Origin of the sequence: Sporosarcina jeotgali (genome assembly GCF_033304595.1) — a bacterium.
Lineage (GTDB): Bacteria > Bacillota > Bacilli > Bacillales_A > Planococcaceae > Sporosarcina > Sporosarcina jeotgali.
Window position 1 is genome coordinate 1,056,696 of sequence record NZ_CP116341.1, and the last position, 22,755, is coordinate 1,079,450.

Here is a 22,755-nt window from a genome sequence, read left to right on the forward strand (position 1 = left end):
ATGGTAGATGGACAAAAAGCGATAACGGATTCAATGTATCTGGTGAATAAGCAAAGGGACGAACGAAAAACAGGTCAAGGAACGTTGGGGAAAGATGACTTCATGAAACTGCTGATTGCGCAGTTGCAAAATCAGGATCCTACGAACCCGATGAAAGATAATGAGTTCATTGCACAGATGGCTCAGTTCTCTGCACTTGAACAGACTATGAATCTAACGAAGGCTTTTGAGAAGTTTGCAGAATCACAAAATCAGAGCCAATTGATCCAATACAATTCATTTGTAGGCAAAGAAATTAAGTGGCACCAAGTAGCTGAAAAACCTGATGAAGATGGAAAACCTGTGATAACGGAAGGCATTGGTAAAATTGCATCTGTGAAATATGTAAATGGTTCTGTAGTTTTCACAATGGATGACGGTCAAGAATTATCTCCGGGAAATATTTCAGAAGTGCTCTCAGGCGGAGTGAGTTCTAATAGCCTAGTAGAAGCCAGCATGCTCATCGGCAAAACAGTGGGTTATCTAGATGGTGAAACTGAAAAAACAGGAACTGTCGCATCAGTTTCGAACAAAGATGGCAAGCTTATGTACATTCTTGAAAATGGTGAAAAGATTGAAGGAAACAAATTCATTTCAATTAGCAAATAACTAATCAGGACGGAGCGATTGTATGGAACAGCTCAACATTCAGCGTCTCCAATCGCAGCCGCAACTACGACCCGGACAACTGAAACAGTCTGTACCGAAACAGTCATTCGTCGAGCAGCTGAACCACGCGCTTGCACCGCAGCCGCTGAAAGTCAGCAAGCATGCGACAGAACGTCTGACGGAACGGAATATCACGATTTCTGAAGCCGAATGGGCTCATGTCACGGACAAAGTAAACGAGGCAAAAGCGAAAGGAATTCGCGACTCACTCGTACTGATGGACCAAGCTGCACTTATCATCAGCGCTAAAAACTCCACAGTCATCACAGCGATGGATCGTACAGAAGCTAAAGATCAGCTCTTCACGAACATTGATGGAACGATTATCTTAAGTTAAAAAATGAACAACCGGCAGGACCTCGTGAAATGAGGATGCCGCCGCACTGCCGACCGACAGAGGCAGATGCACTTTACAATCCGAGAGGGGAAAACACATTATGTTACGCTCAATGTATGCAGGAATTTCAGGACTTAAAAACTTTCAAACGAAGTTGGATGTAATTGGTAACAACATTTCTAACGTTAATACGTATGGCTTTAAAAAGGGTCGTACAGTGTTTAGTGATTTATATTCACAAACTGTATCAGGAGCATCTGCAGCAACTAATACGAGGGGTGGAGTCAACCCTAAACAGGTGGGATTAGGAGCTCAGATGGCAGCAATTGATACTCTACATGCTCAAGGTTCAACTCAATTCACTGGAAATACTTTAGATTTAGCTATTGCAGGAGATGGTTTTTTTGTATTGAAGGACAGCGGGGAAAATCAGAATTTTACTTATACTAGAGCAGGTAATTTTTATATGGATAAAAACGGAAGTTTGGTAGATAGTAACGGTAAGTATCTACATGGTGCAGCTTCTACACCTGCAACTCCACCTTCATTTATAGATGCCGAAAATAGTCCTACGATTACTTATGGACCAACTGGGAATCCCATAGCTGGTGCGGGATCAGATTTAGTTTCTCCTATCAGAATTCCCACTGACGCTCAATCTGTATCTGTAGGTAATGATGGTAAAGTCCTATTTGTAGATGCAGCAGGTGATCTAAAATACGCTGGTCAGCTGATTATGGCTAAATTCCCAAATGCAGGTGGACTTCAAAAACAAGGTGAAAATTATTTCGTAAATAGTTCGAACTCTGGAGACCCTTTGTATTCTACAGCGACAGAAAAAGGAACAGGAGCAGTAAAATCAGGCTCCCTAGAAATGTCCAACGTCGACCTTTCTGAAGAATTCACAGAAATGATCGTCGCTCAACGTGGTTTCCAAGCCAACACTCGTATCATCACAACATCCGATGAAATTCTTCAAGAACTCGTTAACTTGAAGCGCTAATCCATATAGCATAATACTGTACCAAATAATCTGCTCGTTAAAGGAGGGTCGGGCCGGCTCTTGTGCCTGGCCCTTTACATATGATTCAATTGACACGCTTAAACGGAGCAGCATTCCAGTTGAATGCACTCTACATAGAAAAAGTAGAATCGTTTCCTGATACGACCATCACGTTGACGACGGGGACGAAATATGTCGTTCTTGATCCAATCGAAACGGTGAACGAACGTATCCTGAACTTCTATCAATCTGTTCAACTGCTGTCGAACCCACATTTGCGAGGTGAAGAAGATGAAGAATAAAGTATTAACCGTCTCTTTAATTATTTTGGTTTGTATCACGCTCGTTGGTGTTGTGGGACTGATACTCATGCTGCAGCTGAACAAAGGCGAAGCGAAAGATAAAGAACCGTCCATTGATGAAATTCTTGAATCCTCTGTAGACGTTCCTGAAATCACAACCAATTTAAGCGGACGTCAATTTATCCGGATTTCACTTAAGATCCAAACCAGCACTAAAAAAGCAGCTGAGGAACTTACGAAACGTGATTTCCAAGTGAATAACATCGTCATCCAGGAACTGTCCGAGAAGACAGCGAAAGATTTCGAAGGGAAAACAGGGAAGCAAGCGTTTGAAGATGCCATAAAAGCTCAATTGAACCCTCTTATGAAAGACGGAAAGATTGAGAAAGTCTATATCGTTTCTTATATTATTCAATAATGGTTCAACCAATTCAGAGTGAAAAGGAGGTGGCCTAATGTCGGGAGATATTTTATCTCAAAATGAGATAGATGCACTGCTGTCCGCCATTTCAACAGGGGAAATGACTGCGGACGAAATCAAAAAAGAAGACGAAACGAAGAAAGTGAAAGTCTATGACTTTAAACGCGCATTGCGGTTTTCAAAAGATCAAATCCGCAGTTTGACGAGAATTCATGAAAACTTCGCTCGACTGCTTACTACTTATTTTTCAGCAAAATTACGTACTTATATTCAAATTAATGTGGCATCCGTTGACCAAATTCCGTTCGAGGAATTCATTCGGTCCATCCCGAACATGACGCTCCTCAATATTTTTGAAGTCCCGCCGCTAGAAGGCAACATCATCATGGAAGTCAATCCGAATGTCGCGTATTCCATGCTGGAGCGGCTGATGGGCGGATATGGTGAGAGTTCAGGCAAAATTGACAACATGACCGAGATTGAAACCAAAATTCTAACAGGATTGTTTGAACGGTCCTTTGACAACTTGCGGGAAGCATGGGCAAATATCGCGGACATCGACCCGTTTCTTGCGGAGATGGAAGTGAATCCCCAATTTCTGCAGATGATTTCGCCAAATGAGACGGTTGTCGTGATTTCATTCAACATTGTTATTGGCGAATCCAGCGGGATGATTAACATTTGTATTCCTCACGTTGTGTTAGAGCCGATTGTGCCAAACCTTTCTGTCAGGTACTGGATGCAAACGAATAAAAAAGAGCCGACGCCTGAGCAAAGTGTTGTCTTAGAAAAAAGAATTAAAAAAGCAGATTTGCCAGTTGTCGCTAACCTGGGAGAAGGCTCATTGACAGTCGAAGATTTACTGTATCTTCAACTAGGAGATGTACTTCAACTGGATACGGCTTATGATGCCCCGCTGACTATAGAAGTGAGCGGCATTCCCAAATTCACTGCTCAACCAGGTCATTTAAGAAATCATATGGCTGTTCAAATACTAGATACCCTGATTGGAGGGGATGACGAAGATGATGAGTGACAATATCCTTTCACAGGAAGAAATAGAAGCACTGTTACGCGGGGAGTCCATCGATACTGGAGCTGAAGCGGAGCCGGCGCAACCAGGTATTTCAACAGATGACTATCTGGATGAAATGGAGCAGGACGCCCTAGGAGAAATCGGCAACATTTCATTCGGAAGTTCAGCAACAGCGTTGTCTGGATTATTAGGTCAAAAAGTCGAAATTACGACACCGACAATCTCAGTGATTGATCGGAACGACCTTGAAACAGAATTTGTTCATCCTTACGTAGCAGTCGGCGTTGAATACACAGTCGGCTTAAGCGGAACAAATTTGCTCGTAATCAAGCAAAGTGATGCAGCAATTATTGCGGATCTCATGCTTGGCGGAGACGGGCTTTCACCAAATGCAGACTTAGGGGAAATTCACTTAAGTGCCGTACAAGAAGCGATGAACCAAATGATGGGTTCGGCTGCGACTTCAATGTCCACTGTATTCAACAAAAAAGTCGATATTTCACCGCCGACAATCGAGTTATTAGACGTTCAAGAAGATAAAGGCACAGACAGTATTCCACAAGAAGATTTACTGATCCGTGTTTCATTCAACTTGAAAGTCGGAACACTCATCGATTCAAATATTATGCAGCTATTCCCGCTAAGACTGGGGAAAGAGCTTGTATCTTCATTAGTTGGAGATACAGCTGCAGAAGCGGCACCAACTGTTGCAGAACCAGCACCTCAAGCTGCACCGCAACAAGAACAGCGTCAAGAGGTTCATCAACAGCAACCGCCTGCACAGCAATATTCTCAAGAAGAGCAGCCATATGCTCCTTATAATGAGCCGCAGTCATTACCGCCAAGACAGCAGCAAAACCAGTATGCGAATGTACAGCAAGCGCAGTTTGCAAGCTTTGAATCACCATCCTTAAGTCAATCCGAAACGTCTAACTTAAACTTGCTTTTAGATATTCCGTTGAAAGTTACAGTGGAGCTTGGCCGCACGAAGCGATCTGTTAAGGAAATTTTAGAAATGTCGAGCGGCTCAATTATTGAACTCGACAAATTAGCAGGTGAGCCCGTAGACATTCTCGTAAATAACAGACACATTGCAAAAGGCGAAGTTGTCGTTATCGATGAGAATTTCGGTGTTCGGATTACGGATATTTTAAGTCAAACAGAACGACTAAATAATTTACGATAAACCTTGGAGGTCATGGAAATGTCAAAACGTATTCTAATAGTGGACGATGCTGCATTTATGCGAATGATGGTAAAGGATATTTTATCAAAAAACAACTTTGAAGTAGTTGGAGAAGCTGCGGATGGCGCGCAAGCAGTTGAAAAGTATTTCGAATTAAAACCAGATCTCGTAACAATGGATATTACAATGCCAGAAATGGACGGCATCGCAGCATTAAAGGCGATTAAAGAAAAAGATCCGAATGCGACAATCATCATGTGTTCAGCAATGGGACAGCAAGCAATGGTAATTGATGCAATTCAAGCAGGTGCAAAAGACTTCATTGTGAAGCCATTCCAGGCAGACCGGGTTGTTGAAGCAATTGAAAAAGCACTTAGCTAAGATTCGAAAATATGCACTCGTAAGTATGCTATTAATCTTTGCTGTTGGCGTATTTGCAAGTGCAATTCCTTTGAATGCCCAGGCAGAAACGGATTCATCGGTCACAGACTTTCTAGAGAAAAATAATAAAAAAGACGAAGCGCCTTCTGATGAAAGCAAGACACCTGAAAAGTCGGACTTGAATCAAGATGCTTCACCCGTTGGTTTGACTGCATGGGATTATATTAAAACTCTTTTAGCACTGGGTTTTGTCATTGCTCTGATCTATGGAATGGTCAAATTCATCAACACCCGCAACCGTGTGACTCAACATGGTAAACTCATGCAAAATATGGGAGGCTTGTCACTTGGACAGCAGAAGTCGGTTCAATTAGTGAAAATTGGTGAGCAATACTTCCTGATTGGTGTTGGCGATGATGTCCGTCTGTTAAAAGAACTTTCGAATCCAGAGGAAATTGCCCAGCTTTCGGCTTATTACTCAGAAGAAGATGAAGTCCTGCAGCAAAGTCTTGTAATGAAACTTGTGAACGGATTGAAAAATCGAAAGACCAATCCTTATCAGAAACAAGAAGAACCAGACGATTTCGGGAATCTATTTAAAGATAAGCTGACTGAAATCGAGAACGAGAGGAAACGCCAGCTCAATAAGCTGACGGAGAAGGAGCGCAATCGGAATGAATGACTTTATGCAATTTTTTTCGGATAGTGATCCGGGTGCAGTATCGACATCCGTAAAGATGCTTCTTCTATTGACCGTTCTATCCCTAGCTCCAGCGATTCTGATCCTGATGACATCGTTCGCCAGGATCATTATTGTTTTATCGTTTGTTCGTTCTGCATTGGCGACTCAGCAGATGCCGCCGAACCAAGTTCTGGTGGGACTTGCGTTATTCCTAACATTTTTCATTATGGCGCCTACGTTCCAGCAAGTGAACGATGAAGCATTGAAACCGTTGTTTGCAGAAGAAATCTCATTGGATGATGCTTATGAAAAAGCAAGTGTCCCTTTTAAAGAATTTATGGGGAAACATACACGTCAAAAAGATTTGGAATTATTTTTAAGATATAATAATGCGGAACGACCTGAAACGATGGAAGATATTCCATTGACGATGATGGTTCCTGCATATGCGTTAAGTGAAATAAAGACAGCCTTCCAAATGGGGTTCATGATTTTTATTCCATTTCTGGTCATTGACATGATTGTGGCCAGTATTCTCATGTCGATGGGTATGATGATGCTTCCGCCGGTCATGATTTCACTGCCATTTAAAATTTTATTATTTGTACTGGTGGACGGCTGGTACTTAATCGTTAAATCACTGCTGCAAAGCTTTTAGGAGGGGTTCAGTTTGACAAGTGAAATGATCATTGCAGTTGCCGAGCGATCGGTATGGGTGATTTTAGTGACAGCAGGACCTCTTCTAATCGTTGCATTAGTGACCGGGTTAGCGGTAAGTATTTTTCAAGCAACAACTCAAATTCAAGAACAAACCCTTGCATTTGTGCCTAAAATTGTTGCGGTGCTTGTCGCCATCGTCTTTTTTGGGCCGTGGATGTTATCCAAAGTAACAGCGTATGCAGCTGATATTTTTGATAACTTATCACGGTATATAGGGTAGCTCTAATGGAAGCATTCATGCCGTTTGTTGCAGCCTATTTATTAGTTTTGACCAGGATTTCCGCATTTTTTGTAACACTGCCGTTATTTTCTTATCGGGCAATTCCTCCTGTAATGAGAATTGTATTTGCAGCGTTACTTGCTTGGGTGCTCGTATTTACGTTGAACGTACCTGATCTTGAAATCAATGGAGCTTATATCATGCTTGTGCTAAAAGAGGCATTGATTGGATTAACCATTGGGATTATTGCCTTCATCGTAATGGCGGCAATTCAAGTGGCAGGGGGTCTCATTGACTTTCAAATGGGATTTGCCATCGCTAACGTTATTGACCCTCAAACGGGTACACAATCTCCTTTGATGGGACAGTTTTTCAACTCATTGGCTCTGCTGCTGCTTCTCGCAGTAAATGGGCATCACGTTTTACTGGACGGAGTGTTTTATAGTTATCAGTTCCTTCCTATAGATCAGTTATGGCCATCATTCGGAAGTGAGCGAGTCGCTGAACATGTTTTAAAAACGATGGCTGCTGTATTCGGAATTTCCTTTCAAATGGCCATACCTATTGTCGCCACATTGTTTCTTGTAGACTTAGCTCTTGGTATTACAGCTCGAACAGTGCCGCAGCTGAACATTTTCGTAATTGGTTTCCCGATAAAAATCGGGGTGGGATTCCTTGTACTCTTCATCATGGGGGGCGTCATTGTCGCGATGATGCAAAAGATATTTGAAGTGATGGCGGTTAGTATGAGGGACTTAATGGTGTTGTTAGGAGGGGGATAAGTACATGCTGCGCTTGGATCTTCAATTTTTTGCGGGGGAGAAAACTGAAAAAGCCACACCGAAAAAACGAGAAGACTCTCGAAAAAAAGGTCAAGTCTTAAAGAGTCAAGACGTGACCAGCGCCATTGTACTGCTTTCAGTATTCCTTTTTTTGTTTTTTGCAGCAGGATATATGAAAGATCATTTTTATAAGTTTTTCAAGGAAACATTTCATACATACATAATGATGGGGAAGTTAGACATCGATCAGACGATGATGATTTACATGGAAGTGATCAAGGAAATGGCATTCATCATGCTTCCTGTCATGCTGATTGCGATGGTCGCAGCAATTGCGGGAAATCTGATACAGTTCGGATTGTTATTTACCGGAGAACCATTAAAATTCGATTTAAAAAAGATAGACCCGATGAAAGGCTTAAAACGTATTTTTTCGATAAAAGCAATTGTTGAATTACTAAAATCGCTGTTAAAGATTTCGTTTATCGGCGGGGTCACATCAATTATCCTGTATTTAAATATTGATAAAGTATTGAATTTAGCTTTTAAAACACCGTCAGCGGTCATGAAGACTGTTGGTGAATTGGTTGCATTAATGGGAATAACGGCCTCTTTTGTACTTTTGTTCATTTCCATACTCGACTTTCTCTACCAGAAATTTGACTACGAAAAAAACTTGAAGATGTCCAAACAGGATATCAAAGATGAATATAAAAATTCAGAGGGTGACCCGCTGATCAAATCCAAGATCAAGCAGCGTCAGCGTGAAATGGCTATGCGAAGAATGATGCAAGAAGTTCCGCAGGCTGATGTAGTCATTACAAACCCGACGCACTATGCAATCGCGATAAAGTATACTGACGGAGAAATGGATGCCCCTGTTGTTGTTGCAAAAGGAGTAGATTTCATTGCCCAGAAGATTAAACTGATAGCAAAGGAGAACGATATTGTGACGGTCGAAAATCGGCCGCTTGCCCGTGCTCTTTATTCAGATACCGAGATTGGGGACCGGATTCCTGATCAATTTTTTAAAGCAGTTGCTGAAGTACTGGCGTATGTCTATCGGATTCAGCGCAAAATTTAAATGAACGACAGAAAGTGGGGATGACATGCAGTTTAAAGATATCGGTGTACTCGCATCCGTAATTATGATTGTTGCGATGCTTGTCATTCCTTTGCCTCACTGGTTACTCAGTTTCCTGATTATCATTAATATCACACTCGCTCTGTTAGTGCTTCTGACAGCTATGAATATGCAAGAAGCTTTGCAGTTTTCAATCTTTCCTTCACTTCTCCTTTTACTGACACTCTTTCGTCTCGGTCTTAACGTATCAACTACCCGTGCGATTTTGAGTGATGGAAGTGCAGGCGGGGTCGTTGACACGTTCGGTTCGTTCGTAACCGGCGGCAATGTCATAGTCGGACTTGTTGTATTCGTGATTTTGATCATTATTCAATTTATCGTTATTACAAAAGGGTCTGAGCGTGTTTCTGAAGTAGCCGCTCGATTTACATTGGATGCAATGCCAGGTAAGCAAATGAGTATTGACGCAGATTTGAATGCAGGAATGATTTCTGACACACAAGCACGAGAACGCCGAGAAAAAGTAAGTAATGAAGCGGACTTTTATGGTGCGATGGATGGTGCCACAAAGTTCGTTAAAGGAGATGCGATTGCTGGAATTATCATCGTTATGATCAACTTGCTCGTTGGTATGATCATCGGGGTTGTCCAGCTCGGTCTTCCGTTTGCAGAAGCCGCTTCTCAGTTTTCAAAACTGACGGTAGGTGACGGAATTGTATCTCAAATTCCAGCATTGCTTATTTCCACTGCAACTGGAATCGTGGTTACACGGGCTGCATCAGAAGGAAACTTAGGAACTGACATTACGAGTCAGTTGCTCGGTCAGCCGAAGCTATTATACGTAGCAGCGGCAACAATTCTCTTGCTGGGGCTAGCAACGCCCATCAATGACATTCTGACAATTCCAGTCGCAATCGCACTTGCTGTAAGTGCATTCATGATGTCACGCCCTAAAGACGAGGATCCCGATGAGTTACTCGAACTTGAGGAAAGCGAACAGACAGAAGGCTTGAAGAGTCCGGAAAACGTGGTCAATCTATTGAATGTCGATCCCGTGGAGTTCGAATTCGGCTACGGACTCATTCCTCTGGTTGATGCCTCCCAAGGCGGGGACTTACTCGATCGGGTAGTTATGATTCGAAGACAGCTTGCATTAGAACTGGGGCTGGTTATTCCTGTTGTTCGGATTCGTGACAATATCCAGCTCCAGCCGAATGAATACCGCATAAAAATTAAAGGCAGTGAAATGGCTAGAGGAGAGCTGCTGCTGGATCATTATTTAGCAATGAGTCCCGGCGGCGAGGATTCAATACCGGGTATAGACACGGTAGAACCTTCTTTCGGCCTTCCTGCAAAATGGATTACCGAGGAAGTCAAAGAGGATGCAGAAATTATGGGGTATACCGTAGTCGATCCTCCGAGTGTTGTCTCTACTCATTTGACTGAAATTATTCGAGCGAATGCTGCAGATTTGATTGGCCGTCAAGAAACAAAACAGCTGATCGATCATGTGCATGAGTCTTATCCGATTCTTGTGGATGAACTGACACCAACACCGCTTTCTGTCGGTGAAATTCAAAAAGTACTGGCTAAACTGTTAAGTGAGCATGTGTCTATTCGAAACTTGCCAATTATCTTTGAAACTCTTGCAGATTCTTCAAAGTACACGTCTGACGTGGATCTGCTGACAGAGTATTCCAGACAGTCATTAGCCCGTCAAATTACAGAACAATATACACCTCAAGGACAAGCGTTAAAAGTCATGACGGTTTCTGGAAAGGTTGAAAAAATGATTGCAGATAGTGTTCAGCAGACAGAACAGGGGAATTATTTAACCATTGATCCTCAAAACTCGCAAGCTATTTTAGAATCGATTGCGAGCGAAGTGGAACGCGTTGCACTGCTTGACCAATCGCCAGTTATTCTCTGTTCGCCTGCTGTCAGAATGTACTTGAGACAAATTACGGAACGCTATTTCCCGCAAATCCCAATCTTGTCTTATAATGAGTTGGAAGCATCTGTGGAAGTACAGAGTGTAGGGGTGGTGGATGTCGCATGAAGATGAAAAAGTATACAGCAGATACTATGGTCCAAGCGATGGAAAAAGTCCGTCAAGACTTTGGTGAGGATTCAGTAATACTAAGTTCCACCATTGTTCAGTCAAAAGGGTTTCTAGGACTATTTAAAAAGAAGAGCGTGGAAGTCGTTGCAGGATATGATGAACCAATCTTAATCATAGAAAAACCAGAACCGTCTTTTAGTACACAACAAAAGCCGGATCTTTCGCAAGATGCAGTGATCCATGAATTGAAAAAAGAAATGAAAGAAATGAAACAGCTTCTTAAGACCAATCATGCTCCACTGGAATTTAACCAATACCCTGAAGAAATGCAGGCACTGTTGACAAGATTGAGTGCTCAAGAGCTGAACAATGAAACCATCCAAAAGATTGCAAGTGAGATTTTTGCGCGCATGAAAGCTGAAAAAGTGGACTATACAGTTGATGAACAGAAGAAAATCGCCCGTGAAATTTTGAAGGAAGAACTGGCAGATTTACCGTTCGGAGGCGTTCATTTTAAAAAGAAGTATGTGAATGTCCTTGGCCCGACCGGTGTCGGCAAAACGACGACAATCGCCAAAATTGCTGCGCGTTCTCTTATTGAAAATAAGCGTAAAGTAGGATTCATAACGACAGATACGTATAGAATCGCTGCAATCGAACAATTACGCACCTATGCGAATCTGCTTCAAGCACCTGTTGAAGTTGTCTATAATGAAGCCGACTTTAATAAGTCTCTGGAAAGCTTGGCTGCAAAAGATGTTGTGTTCATCGACACAGCCGGCAGGAATTATAAAGAGAAGAAATTTGTAGATGACTTGAAGCAGCTCATCGATTTTGAACTGGAAATGGAATCTTATTTAGTCCTTTCTACTACTACGAAAGAGTCTGATATGCGGTCCATCGTTGACCAATTTCTTGAATTTCCGATTTCCCAATTTATTTTTACTAAATTGGATGAAACAGAAACTATCGGGCCTGTCATTAATTTGCTGAAAGATTACAATATGGGAATCGCGTACGTGACAGATGGACAAGAAGTGCCTGAAGACTTGGAAGAGGCCACGGTTGAAAAGATATTGACTCTCTTACTTGAGGAGGGGGCACATGCGTGATCAGGCAGAGGCGTTACGATTGAAGATGATGAAAGAGGAAGGAACGGCAGCCCGTTCCATCGCTGTGATAAGCGGTAAAGGCGGCGTTGGAAAAACAAATTTCACAACGAACTTTGCCAGCAGTCTGCTTGCTCAAGGAAAAAGTGTCATCATCGTAGACATGGATATCGGTATGGGCAATGTCCATATCTTACTAGGCGCATCAGCACCCTATGGATTGAAAGAATATTTAACGGGTGACCGCACTTTGGAAGAAGTCATAACAGTAAGTCCAGACGGGTTAAGTTTCATTTCTGGCGGATCTGGTTTAGAAACGGTTCTGGAATGGACAGATGGACGTTTTGAACGGCTTATTCAAGCTTTTGAAGCACTTCAACAGCAGTTTGATTATATTTTGTTCGATATGGGAGCCGGCGCTTCCGAAAGTGCCATTGAACTAATTGTTGCAGTAGATGAAATCATCGTCATTGCGACATCCGAGCCGACATCGATTACAGATGCCTATTCGATGATGAAATTCATTTGTTTAAGAGATCCTGAAAAGAAGTTCTTCATTGTGAATAATCGAGTACAGCCTAAAGAAGACGGAAATGAGGCCGTCACCCGTTTGCAGTTTGCAATGAGAAAGTTTTTAAACAAAGAAACTGCACTGCTAGGGACGCTTCCAGAAGATTCAGCCGTCCATAAATCGGTTGTTGCACAGCAGCCTTTCACAAAGCTTTATCCGAATGCTCCAATTTCTCGAAGAATGAATGCGATTGCCGCTAACTATATTTCATCAGGAACCGATATAGATAGTAAAGAAGGCAGTACGTTTCTTGGACAACTCAAAAAAATATTTGCGAGGGGACGGGGATGACTTTGGACGTGAATGTTTCCAAGAGGGTACTGATTGCAGATGACTCTGCATTTATGCGTAAATTGATATCTGAAATTATCTCATCTCATCCCTCTCTAGAGGTAGTCGATACGGCAAGAAATGGACAGGAAGCAGTCGACAAAGCTCGTCTATTAAAGCCGGATGTGATGACACTTGATATTGAAATGCCAGTCTTAGATGGTTTAGGGGCACTTCAACTTATTATGAAAGACAACCCGCTGCCGGTCGTTATGCTGTCGAGCACAACGAAAGAAGGCGCTGAAAATACCATACGTGCTATGGAATATGGAGCAGTTGACTTCATTACAAAGCCTGGCGGTGCAATTTCACTGAACTTACGTGATAGTGAGAAGGTCATTATTGAAAAAGTACTGGATGCATCAAAAATCGATATGTTGAAAATTTTCCCCCGCAGAGCGGCTGCAGCACCATCTATACCTTCTGTGACAACAACTGGAACAAAATTGACGAGTTCATCTAAACGTTCAATTGTCCCTCCTACTGAAGGAGCACTCCCACGCTCTGCGGTAAAGCAATTCATGGTTATAGGTACATCGACAGGGGGTCCAAGAGCCCTTCAACAAGTGCTTGTCTCACTTCCGAAAGACATCGGTGTACCGATACTTATCGTTCAGCACATGCCTGCTGGCTTTACGAAATCACTTGCGGATCGATTAAACAGTTTGTGTGAAATTTCAGTGAAAGAAGCTGAAAATGGAGAGCTTATTGAGAAAAATACAGCGTATATTGCTCCGGGCGGAAAGCATTTGAAAGTAGCTCGTGTAGGTGTAAGTTATGCCATACGCCTGGATGATCAAGATGCTCCGCGAATGGGCCACCGCCCCGCCGTAGATGTATTACTTGAGTCAGTTTCAGAGTTACCTGAACTGCAATTTGCAACCGCCATTATGACAGGAATGGGTCACGATGGTCTGCAGGGGATGAAAATACTGAAAGAAAAATGCAAGGTGTTTACGATCGCTGAGTCAGAAGAAACGGCCGTCGTATACGGCATGCCCAGAGCCATTCAAGAAGCGGGACTGGCGGACATATCAGCAAATGTACAAGATATCGGTAAGTTACTTACAGAACATGTAAAGTACTAAGGAGGCTTTTTGATGGATACAAATCAGTATTTGGAAATGTTCCTGGAAGAGAGTAAAGAACATCTCCAGGCGTGTAATGAACAACTGCTAGAACTTGAAAAAAATCCTGATGATCTTGCGATTGTCAACGAGATATTCAGAGCCGCGCATACCCTTAAAGGGATGTCTGCAACTATGGGCTATGAAGATATTGCCAATTTGACACATAAGATGGAAAACGTACTTGATGCAATCCGGAATGCTAAAATCCGGGTTACTTCTGAAATTTTAGATGTCGTGTTTGAGTCTTCTGATGCGCTGGAAGAGATGGTTATCGATATCGAACAAGGCGGAAGCGGGAAAAAAGATGTTGAGAAATTAGTGACGATGCTAAACCAGATTGAAGCTGGGAAGTCCCCGCTTGAAGCTGTTCATGAAAAAATGGAAGAGGTACAAACTGCAGATGATTCAGAAGGTCTCGTTTACGATGACTTTGAACAAACTGTAGTTTCACAGTCTATTGAACAAGGTTTTCATGCATTCGAACTAAAAGTCATTCTTCGTGATGACTGTTTGCTTAAAGCGGCGCGTGTGTTTATGGTGTTTGAGATTCTTGAAAAAGCAGGGGAAATCATTAAGACATACCCGACTGTTGAGCGATTGGAAAATGAAGAATTCGACAATCAATTTACTGTTGTGATTGTCACAAAAGAAGATGCAGACGAGCTGCAAGCGAAAGTTCAGAAAGTATCCGAACTTGAAAAAGCTGAAATCCGTCCGGTGCAATTTCAGTCAGCTGCTATTGAAACTGCGGCTACAACTGAAGCAGCTATTACTCCTCCTGTTAGTGAGACTGCAAAACAGCCGGCAAAAAAAGAGCCGGCTAAAACAGAAAATGGAGCAGCGAAACGTTCAACTAATGCCCATTCTGCGAATAAGACGATCCGCGTCAATATTGACCGGCTGGATGTCCTGATGAATCTATTCGAAGAATTGGTCATTGACAGAGGGCGTCTCCAATCCATCGCAGCAGAGTTGCAAAATGCAGAACTGAATGAAACGACTGAGCGCATGACGAGGATTTCAGGAGACCTGCAAAATATCATTCTCAATATGCGAATGGTTCCTGTAGAGACTGTTTTCAATCGTTTCCCTAAAATGGTCCGTCAGTTAGCACGCGACCTTGATAAAAAAATAAATTTAGAGATCATCGGTGCAGAAACAGAATTAGACCGTACTGTAATTGATGAAATTGGTGATCCGCTGGTTCATCTAATTCGAAATGCTTTAGATCATGGAGTGGAAAGCCCTGCAGAACGTATTGCGGCAGGTAAACCTGAAGAAGGAACAGTAACGCTGCGTGCCTATCATTCCGGGAATCATGTGTTCATCGAATTAGAAGATGATGGTGCGGGAGTGAATCGTGCCCGTGTTCTTAAGAAGGCAATTGAGCGCGATATTGTTACCGAAGAGATTGCAGAGACCTTGACAGATAAGCAAGTCGCAGAACTTATTTTGTCATCAGGCTTTTCAACTGCTGAAAAACTGACGGACGTTTCTGGTCGCGGTGTAGGTCTGGACGTTGTGAAAAGTACGATTGAATCACTTGGCGGTCACATTTCAATTGAGTCTAAAGAAGGTCAAGGTTCGTTATTCCAAGTACAGCTGCCACTAACACTTTCGATCATTTCAGTTATGCTTGTACAAATGCAAAAAGAAATCTTTGCTGTTCCGCTGTCATCCATTATTGAAACAGCGATCATTCAAAATGCTGATATTTTGAATGCGCACAACCAGCGCGTCATCGATTTCCGAGGTAAAATTGTTCCGCTTGTGGATCTTCGTGAGATTTTCGATACAGGACTTCCTGAAGAACCTGAAGAGTTGAAGTCAGTCGTAATTGTTCGTAAAGGTGAGAACTTGGCTGCATTAGTCGTTGACTCATTTATCGGTCAACAAGAAATTGTACTGAAATCACTCGGTAACTACTTACAGAGCGTTTTCGCACTATCAGGTGCTACAATCCTAGGAAACGGTCAAGTTGCACTTATTGTAGACTGCAACGCGCTCATTAAATAAGTGGGAGGGGAAATCCAATGACAACAGAAGTAGAAAATAAAGTAATGAAAACGATTGTTTTTCAATTGCTTGATAAAGAATATGCTATCGAAGTGGACGTCGTTCAGTCCATTGAAAAGTTATTACTCATGACCATTACGCGAATTCCGGGCGTACCTTCGTATGTTAAAGGGGTTATTAATCTCCGTGGAATGGTGACACCTATCGTTGATTTGAGAAATCGTTTTGACTTGCCTGAAATGGAGTATAATGACAACACACGCATTATTATTGTCAATCTTGAAAACTTCGATGTTGGTCTTATTGTAGACGATGCAAACGATGTAATTGATATTCCCGCCAACGCGCTTGAATCACAGCCAGAAGTCGTCGGTTCAGTAGAATCTGAATTTGTAGCAGGAGTTGCGAAAATTGAGAAGCGGCTGCTCGTAATGCTCAATTTGGACAATGTGCTGCGTCCAATTAGAAACGTGAATGCAGATGAAAACTGAACTTAACATTTCAGATATGCATTTAGATGTCCTTAAAGAAATTGGCAACATTGGTGCAGCTCATGCGGCAACCTCTCTTTCTGAATTACTTCAGCGTAAAATCGATATGCATGTCCCGAAAGTAGCACTTGTTTCATTTGATGACATGTTCGAACTTGCGGGAGGCAGTGAAAATGTTGTCGTAGGGATTTTCTTAAGGATTGAGGGTGACCTGTCCGGAAGCATGTTCTTTGTACTTCCAATCGATTCTGCCAACCGTTTCATACGGCGTTTAATTGGAGATCCGCATTTTGACTTTTTAACTCCAGAGTCAATTGGTGAAATTGGAGTCTCTGCTATGCAAGAATTAGGCAATATTTTGTCAGGCTCTTACTTGTCTGCTTTGTCTGATTTCACTGGACTGAAAATTTTCCCTACAGTCCCTTCGCTAAGTGTGGATATGGTTGGCGCAATCGTAAGCTTCGGCCTAATCGAAGTGTCACACTATAGCGACGAGGTCATTGTTATCGATACGAAAATTATTGAAGAAGATGGAAATGATAAGAGTGTAGATGGGCACTTCTTTTTACTACCGGATCCACCTTCATATATCACAATCTTCAAATCACTAGGTGTGATGTAATATGGAAATGGTGAAAACAGTTGTACGAGTTGGAATTGCAGACATGAATATTGTTAGGGAGCCGGACACAATACGTACATCAGGTCTTGGTTCCTGTGTTGGTGTTGTGTTGTATGATGAACGCCGGAAGGTTGCGGGGATGGTTCATGTCATGCTGCCGGACAGTTCACTAGGCAAAGGAGATTCCATTAATGTTGCGAAATTTGCAGATACGGGAATTTATTCTTTAATGGAACAACTGAAAGCAGAGGGCGTCCGACCGCTGTCTTTGAAAGCGAAAATTGCAGGCGGATCACAGATGTTTCAATTCGGTTCCAGTGATACCGTTCGTATCGGTCCCCGTAATGTAGAGGCTGTGAAAAATGAACTTGCCAGACTTTCCATCCCTTTGATGGCAGAAGATACCGGTGGATCTAACGGACGTACCATCGAGTTCGATCCCGCCAGTTCCATATTGCAAGTACGAACGGTGAATGCCGGGACGAATGGGATTTAAACTGAGTGGCAGTGGTTTCAGTAAGTGAAACTACTGTTTTTTTTGTATGAAAAAATAATAGATGTTCACTGTCTTTACTACCTGTACTTTGATATAATAACTAGTATGATAGTGTCGAAATATATATTGTTGCACGGAAGCGAGGGATTCTATGTCGAAAAAAGACATGTCGGAGGAGACATACTGGGATTTGTGGTTAAACAAACGAGATCCTGACGCAGGAGATGCGCTCGTCCGAAAATATATGCCGCTCGTAAATTATCACGTCCAGCGCATAGGTTCTGGATTACCGCGTAATGTTTCCAGAGATGACGTTAAAAGTCTTGGATACCAAGGATTATTTGACGCGCTTACTAAATTTGATCCAAGCAGAGATTTGAAATTTGATACATACGCTTCGTTTCGGATCCGCGGAAGCATCCTTGATGGATTACGAAAGGAAGACTGGCTTCCGCGTTCTTCAAGGGAAAAGTCGAAAAAATTAGAAGAACATATTAGTCATCTGGAACAGAAACTGATGCGGACAGCTTCACCTGAAGAAATCGCCGAACATACGGGTTTAAATGTGAATGAAGTGTATCAGACAGTGCAAGAACATTATTTCTCAAGTGTCCTTTCAATTGATGAACGAATGAATGATGATGAAGAAGATTCAGGGAAAAGTTTTGTTTTAAAAGATGAAAAAACAGTGACTCCTGAACAGCACTCAGTAAAACGTGAACTATTAGGTGAGATGGTTCAGAAGATTAAAGACTTGAATGACAATGAACAGCTTGTGCTAAGTCTGTTTTATTCCGATGAAATGACGCTTACTGAAATTGGAGAGATTCTCAACTTATCAACATCGCGTATTTCACAAATTCATTCCAAAGCACTTTTTAAGCTGAGAAAGTTATTGCTGCCTGAAGTGCTGGATCGAGGCGTATTATGAGTTTAAAGTCGATAGAACTTCAAATAGCCATCCCTAAAACGTTTGATGCAGGAAAACTGACAGAACAAAAGAACCAGCAGTCGATGCTGAACCATCAGACAGCAGCAGCTCAAACGGATCAACAAGTGATGAAACAGCGAAATACAGTAATAGAATCAGCTGAGTCCGAAAAAACGAAGAACGCTGGAAATTTTTCGGAAGAAGAATCGGCAGGAGATAATGAACAAAAAGATGAAAGTTCTTCGCAAAAAGAACTTAAACACGCAAGCCATCCATATAAAGGCGGCTTCGTAGACTATACAGGGTGATGAAATGACAGCATTTTGGATTGCAGCTCTTTTTGTATTGCAGATTGGCGGGTTTTATCTGATCGCTTTGCTGTACATGAGAATTTCAAAATTGGATAAAACCGAAAAGAAACAGCAGCGGATCATGACAGAAATGGAAGATAGTCTGGCGCTCTATATTACTGAAGTTAAGGAAGAAAATGCTCGCTTAATCGAACAGATTACAAAAATACAGCAAAAACCTCGAAATGCTGTAAGCAAGGCGGAAACAACTAGCACTCCGGCTTCGCAAAAAGATGAGACGGCAGCAGCTGTTTACTTTAATCCTAAGCCGCCTGCTGCGAAAGTTTTAAATTCATATCGATCACAGCAGCAATCCAGTGCAGCAAACACTGAAGAACTTATCACTGAGCCAAAACAAGAAACTGAGTTTGAAACGGTGTACAGGCTGTATGACGAAGGATTATCGATGGATGAAATCGCAAGCCGCCTTGAAAAGGGGAAAACAGAAGTAGAACTCATCTTGAAATTCAAAAGATAATTGTTGCATAAGGAATTAGGCTTGTGTTATATTAGAAAGCGGTATTACTACACACGTGTATGGACGTTTTGAGATGGTGCCGGAAGGTCGCTCTGCGGATGAAGTATACGGAGGAATCCAACCAAACAGGAGGAAATAATTATGTCAGTAATTTCAATGAAGCAATTGCTTGAAGCTGGTGTGCACTTCGGACACCAAACACGTCGCTGGAACCCTAAAATGAAGAAATTCATTTTTGTTGAGCGTAACGGAATTTACATCATCGATCTTCAAAAAACAGTTAAAAAGCTTGAAGAAGCTTATAACTTCATGCGCCAAGTCGGTGCTGACGGCGGAAAAGTACTTTTCGTTGGTACAAAGAAGCAAGCACAAGATGCGATTAAAGAAGAAGCAGAACGTGCAGGCATGTACTACATCAACCAACGCTGGTTGGGCGGTACATTGACTAACTTCGGTACTATCCAGAAGCGAATCAGCCGTATGAAGCAAATTGAGAAAATGGAAGAGGACGGTACTTTTGCTGTACTTCCTAAGAAAGAAGTTTCTCAACTTAAAAAAGAACACGAACGTCTTGTCAAGTTCCTTGGCGGTATTCGTGATATGAAATCAATCCCAGACGTAATCTACGTAGTAGATCCGCGTAAAGAGCGCATCGCTGTTGCGGAAGCTCATAAATTGAATATTCCACTCGTTGGTATCGTTGATACAAACTGCGATCCAGATGAGATTGACTACGTCATCCCTGCAAACGACGATGCAATCCGTGCGGTACGCCTTTTGACAAGCAAAATGGCAGACGCATTGCTTGAATCTAGACAAGGTGAAGACGAAGAAGCTGCTCAAGCAGAACAAACAGAAGCAGTTACTGCAGAGTAACTGGAAAATCAAAGACGATAAGCGGCCAATCCCCTTATCGTCTTTTTTAGAGAAAGAATCCAAAAACAATAGTTTTATAGGAGGAATACAACATGGCAGTTACAGCACAAATGGTAAAAGAACTTCGTGAAAAAACAGGCGCAGGTATGATGGATTGTAAAAAAGCACTTACAGAAGTTAATGGTGATATGGATGCAGCACTAGACTTCTTGCGTGAAAAAGGTCTTTCTAGCGCGGCTAAAAAGGCAGATCGCATTGCTGCTGAAGGAACGACAACAATTGAAGTTTCTGGAAACGAAGCAATTATCCTTGAAATCAATGCTGAAACTGACTTCGTTGCTAAAAACGAAGGGTTCCAAACATTGGTTAAAGAAATCTCAGCTCACCTATTAAAAACTAAGCCTGAATCTGTAGAAGCGGCATTGACTACAACTATGGACAATGGACTTGTTGTAGCGGATTATATTTCAAACGCTATCGCTAAAATCGGTGAAAAGATCAGTCTTCGCCGTTTTGAAATCCGTACTAAAACAGATAATGACGCTTTCGGCGCATACCTTCACATGGGTGGACGTATTTCTGTTCTTACAGTACTTGAAGGTTCTACAGATGACGAAGCAGCTAAAGACGTAGCAATGCACATCGCTGCTATGAATCCTAAATACGTTTCACATGACCAAATTTCTGAAGAAGAAGTTGAGCATGAGCGTAAAATCCTTACTGAACAAGCTCTTAACGAAGGCAAGCCGGAAAACATCGTTGCTAAAATGGTTGAAGGTCGTCTTCGCAAGTATTTCGAAGAGATCTGTGTACTGGACCAGCCATTCGTTAAGAACTCTGACCAAAAGGTTGGAGAATTCGTAACTTCTACTGGTGGAAAGCTTACGGAATTCATTCGTTATGAAGTAGGCGAAGGAATTGAAAAGCGTGAAGATAACTTTGCTGATGAAGTAATGAGCCAAGTTAACAAAGGATAATTGTTTTAACTCATACTAATGGTAGGGGACACATTTTGTGTTCCCTATTTTTAAGAAAACCAAGAAGATGGGGGATACATATGAACACACCTACTTATAAACGGATCGTGTTAAAACTAAGCGGTGAAGCTCTCGCTGGAGAACAAGGATTTGGTCTTTCCCCGGAAATTATTAAATCTGTTGCGATTCAAGTGAAAGAAGTGCTGGATCTTGGCGTTGAAGTAACTGTTGTTGTCGGTGGCGGAAATATTTGGCGCGGCAAGGTCGGCAGTGAAATGGGAATGGATCGAACCACTGCAGACTATATGGGTATGCTGGCAACGGTCATGAACGCATTAGCACTTCAAGACGCGATTGAAAAGTTAGGTGCAGAGTCTCGTGTCATGTCCTCAATCGACATGCGTCAAGTAGCAGAACCTTACATTCGTCGAAAAGCTATACGACACCTCGAAAAAAAACGTGTAGTCATTTTTGCAGCAGGTACCGGAAATCCATATTTCTCAACGGATACAACAGCAGCACTTCGTGCAGCTGAAATCGAAGCAGATGTCATTTTGATGGGGAAAAACAATGTGGATGGCGTTTATTCCGCTGACCCAATGCTGGATACAACTGCAGTGAAATATGATCAGTTGACCTACCTGGATGTAATTAGCAAAGGGCTTCAAGTGATGGATGCAACTGCTTCAACACTCTGTATGGACAATGATATCCCACTCGTAGTATTCTCGATTATGGAAGAAGGAAATATAAAAAAGGCTGTATGTGGAGAAACTATCGGTACAGTCGTCGGGAGGAACTAAACATGCCAAAAGCAGTAATGGGTCAGACAACCGAAAGAATGGAAAAAGCAATCAGTTCACTTGGACGTGATTTAGCTTCAATTCGTGCAGGACGGGCAAACGCTTCGTTATTAGATCGTATTACAGTTGAATATTACGGTGCACCAACGCCTCTTAATCAGATGGCGGGAGTCTCTGTGCCAGAAGCGCGTCTTATGGTTATTCAGCCGTATGATAAAACAACGCTGGGCGATATCGAAAAAGCGATTTTGAAGTCGGATATTGGTATTACACCTTCTAACGACGGAAATGTTATTCGCTTAGCAGTTCCTGCTTTAACTGAAGAACGCCGTAAAGATCTAGTTAAAGAAGTGAAAAAAGCCGCTGAAGAATCTAAAATAGCAATCCGCAATATTCGTCGTGATGCCAATGAAGAGTTGAAAAAACTCGAGAAAGATGGCGAGATTACAGAAGATGAATTACGTCGTAATAATGACGATGTCCAAAAGCTAACCGATACGTACATCTCTAAAATCGATAGCATTGCAGGGGACAAAGAAAACGAAATTATGGAAATCTAAACATGAACTTTCTTTTTCGCAGGACGTCCTAACGTTAGGACGTCCTTTTTAACATGCAAGTTTTCCTTTATTTTGTTAGGATAAAGAGGAT

The 22,755-nt window shown here is 42.1% G+C and carries 28 protein-coding genes; all 28 read left to right on the top strand.

The window, feature by feature from the left end; all coding sequences use genetic code 11:
• The 28 genes from flgD (at nt 1) to frr (ending at nt 22,664) form a co-directional block, all read left to right on the top strand.
• A complete protein-coding gene (gene flgD, locus PGH26_RS04935) occupies nt 1-648 on the top strand; it encodes a flagellar hook assembly protein FlgD (RefSeq protein WP_323692900.1) in 648 nt (215 codons plus the stop codon).
• Nucleotides 649-670: 22 nt separating this feature from the next.
• The gene (locus PGH26_RS04940; protein WP_323692901.1) at nt 671-1,045 is read left to right on the top strand and encodes a TIGR02530 family flagellar biosynthesis protein; all 375 of its coding nucleotides are present in this window, start codon (nt 671-673) and stop codon (nt 1,043-1,045) included.
• Between the two features lie 100 nt (nt 1,046-1,145).
• Nucleotides 1,146-2,048 (top strand): flagellar basal body rod protein FlgG, encoded by a 903-nt coding sequence (gene flgG, locus PGH26_RS04945; protein WP_323692902.1) that lies wholly within the window; start codon nt 1,146-1,148, stop codon nt 2,046-2,048.
• Nucleotides 2,049-2,128: 80 nt separating this feature from the next.
• Nucleotides 2,129-2,350, top strand: coding sequence for a flagellar FlbD family protein (locus PGH26_RS04950; RefSeq protein ID WP_323692903.1), 222 nt, complete (start codon nt 2,129-2,131; stop codon nt 2,348-2,350).
• The gene (fliL, locus tag PGH26_RS04955) at nt 2,340-2,768 is read left to right on the top strand and encodes a flagellar basal body-associated protein FliL (protein WP_323692904.1); all 429 of its coding nucleotides are present in this window, start codon (nt 2,340-2,342) and stop codon (nt 2,766-2,768) included. The genes PGH26_RS04950 and fliL overlap by 11 nt, the downstream gene beginning before the upstream one ends.
• A 37-nt stretch (nt 2,769-2,805) precedes the next feature.
• Entirely contained in the window at nt 2,806-3,807 is a 1,002-nt protein-coding gene (gene fliM / locus PGH26_RS04960; protein WP_323692905.1) for a flagellar motor switch protein FliM, read from the top strand.
• Nucleotides 3,800-4,993: a flagellar motor switch phosphatase FliY gene (gene fliY / locus PGH26_RS04965; RefSeq protein WP_323693466.1), complete on the top strand. Its 1,194-nt coding sequence runs from the start codon at nt 3,800-3,802 to the stop codon at nt 4,991-4,993. The genes fliM and fliY overlap by 8 nt, the downstream gene beginning before the upstream one ends.
• Before the next feature lie 18 nt (nt 4,994-5,011).
• Nucleotides 5,012-5,374, top strand: a complete 363-nt coding sequence (locus tag PGH26_RS04970) for a response regulator (RefSeq protein WP_323692906.1) — start codon at nt 5,012-5,014, stop codon at nt 5,372-5,374.
• On the top strand, nt 5,355-6,056 hold the full coding sequence (locus PGH26_RS04975; protein WP_323692907.1) for a flagellar biosynthetic protein FliO: 702 nt from the start codon (nt 5,355-5,357) through the stop codon (nt 6,054-6,056). The genes PGH26_RS04970 and PGH26_RS04975 overlap by 20 nt, the downstream gene beginning before the upstream one ends.
• Complete coding sequence (gene fliP, locus PGH26_RS04980) at nt 6,049-6,714, top strand: flagellar type III secretion system pore protein FliP (protein ID WP_323692908.1); 666 nt, start codon at nt 6,049-6,051, stop codon at nt 6,712-6,714. The genes PGH26_RS04975 and fliP overlap by 8 nt, the downstream gene beginning before the upstream one ends.
• A 12-nt stretch (nt 6,715-6,726) precedes the next feature.
• The gene (gene fliQ / locus PGH26_RS04985; protein ID WP_323692909.1) at nt 6,727-6,996 is read left to right on the top strand and encodes a flagellar biosynthesis protein FliQ; all 270 of its coding nucleotides are present in this window, start codon (nt 6,727-6,729) and stop codon (nt 6,994-6,996) included.
• Nucleotides 6,997-7,001: 5 nt separating this feature from the next.
• Nucleotides 7,002-7,778, top strand: coding sequence for a flagellar biosynthetic protein FliR (gene fliR / locus PGH26_RS04990; RefSeq protein WP_323692910.1), 777 nt, complete (start codon nt 7,002-7,004; stop codon nt 7,776-7,778).
• A gap of 4 nt (nt 7,779-7,782) precedes the next feature.
• Entirely contained in the window at nt 7,783-8,862 is a 1,080-nt protein-coding gene (flhB, locus tag PGH26_RS04995; protein WP_323692911.1) for a flagellar biosynthesis protein FlhB, read from the top strand.
• 25 nt (nt 8,863-8,887) lie between these two features.
• On the top strand, nt 8,888-10,921 hold the full coding sequence (gene flhA / locus PGH26_RS05000) for a flagellar biosynthesis protein FlhA (protein WP_323692912.1): 2,034 nt from the start codon (nt 8,888-8,890) through the stop codon (nt 10,919-10,921).
• Nucleotides 10,918-12,036, top strand: coding sequence for a flagellar biosynthesis GTPase FlhF (gene flhF, locus PGH26_RS05005; protein WP_323692913.1), 1,119 nt, complete (start codon nt 10,918-10,920; stop codon nt 12,034-12,036). Before flhA ends, flhF begins: the two co-directional genes overlap by 4 nt.
• Nucleotides 12,029-12,895 (top strand): MinD/ParA family protein, encoded by an 867-nt coding sequence (locus tag PGH26_RS05010; RefSeq protein ID WP_323692914.1) that lies wholly within the window; start codon nt 12,029-12,031, stop codon nt 12,893-12,895. The genes flhF and PGH26_RS05010 overlap by 8 nt, the downstream gene beginning before the upstream one ends.
• Nucleotides 12,892-14,022, top strand: coding sequence for a protein-glutamate methylesterase/protein-glutamine glutaminase (locus tag PGH26_RS05015; RefSeq protein WP_323692915.1), 1,131 nt, complete (start codon nt 12,892-12,894; stop codon nt 14,020-14,022). Before PGH26_RS05010 ends, PGH26_RS05015 begins: the two co-directional genes overlap by 4 nt.
• Before the next feature lie 12 nt (nt 14,023-14,034).
• Complete coding sequence (locus PGH26_RS05020) at nt 14,035-16,080, top strand: chemotaxis protein CheA (protein WP_323692916.1); 2,046 nt, start codon at nt 14,035-14,037, stop codon at nt 16,078-16,080.
• Between the two features lie 17 nt (nt 16,081-16,097).
• Complete coding sequence (locus PGH26_RS05025; RefSeq protein ID WP_323692917.1) at nt 16,098-16,571, top strand: chemotaxis protein CheW; 474 nt, start codon at nt 16,098-16,100, stop codon at nt 16,569-16,571.
• Complete coding sequence (locus PGH26_RS05030) at nt 16,561-17,193, top strand: chemotaxis protein CheC (RefSeq protein WP_323692918.1); 633 nt, start codon at nt 16,561-16,563, stop codon at nt 17,191-17,193. The genes PGH26_RS05025 and PGH26_RS05030 overlap by 11 nt, the downstream gene beginning before the upstream one ends.
• 1 nt (nt 17,194) lies before the next feature.
• The gene (locus tag PGH26_RS05035) at nt 17,195-17,689 is read left to right on the top strand and encodes a chemotaxis protein CheD (RefSeq protein ID WP_323692919.1); all 495 of its coding nucleotides are present in this window, start codon (nt 17,195-17,197) and stop codon (nt 17,687-17,689) included.
• Between the two features lie 151 nt (nt 17,690-17,840).
• The gene (locus tag PGH26_RS05040) at nt 17,841-18,620 is read left to right on the top strand and encodes a FliA/WhiG family RNA polymerase sigma factor (RefSeq protein ID WP_323692920.1); all 780 of its coding nucleotides are present in this window, start codon (nt 17,841-17,843) and stop codon (nt 18,618-18,620) included.
• On the top strand, nt 18,617-18,928 hold the full coding sequence (locus tag PGH26_RS05045; RefSeq protein ID WP_323692921.1) for a hypothetical protein: 312 nt from the start codon (nt 18,617-18,619) through the stop codon (nt 18,926-18,928). The genes PGH26_RS05040 and PGH26_RS05045 overlap by 4 nt, the downstream gene beginning before the upstream one ends.
• Nucleotides 18,929-18,932: 4 nt before the next feature.
• Nucleotides 18,933-19,448: a DUF6115 domain-containing protein gene (locus PGH26_RS05050; protein ID WP_323692922.1), complete on the top strand. Its 516-nt coding sequence runs from the start codon at nt 18,933-18,935 to the stop codon at nt 19,446-19,448.
• A gap of 141 nt (nt 19,449-19,589) precedes the next feature.
• A complete protein-coding gene (rpsB, locus tag PGH26_RS05055; protein WP_323692923.1) occupies nt 19,590-20,324 on the top strand; it encodes a 30S ribosomal protein S2 in 735 nt (244 codons plus the stop codon).
• A 92-nt stretch (nt 20,325-20,416) separates the two neighbouring features.
• Nucleotides 20,417-21,301 (top strand): translation elongation factor Ts, encoded by an 885-nt coding sequence (gene tsf / locus PGH26_RS05060; RefSeq protein WP_323692924.1) that lies wholly within the window; start codon nt 20,417-20,419, stop codon nt 21,299-21,301.
• 80 nt (nt 21,302-21,381) lie between these two features.
• Entirely contained in the window at nt 21,382-22,104 is a 723-nt protein-coding gene (gene pyrH / locus PGH26_RS05065) for a UMP kinase (protein ID WP_323692925.1), read from the top strand.
• A 2-nt stretch (nt 22,105-22,106) separates the two neighbouring features.
• Complete coding sequence (frr, locus tag PGH26_RS05070; RefSeq protein ID WP_323692926.1) at nt 22,107-22,664, top strand: ribosome recycling factor; 558 nt, start codon at nt 22,107-22,109, stop codon at nt 22,662-22,664.
• Nucleotides 22,665-22,755: the final 91 nt, after the last annotated feature.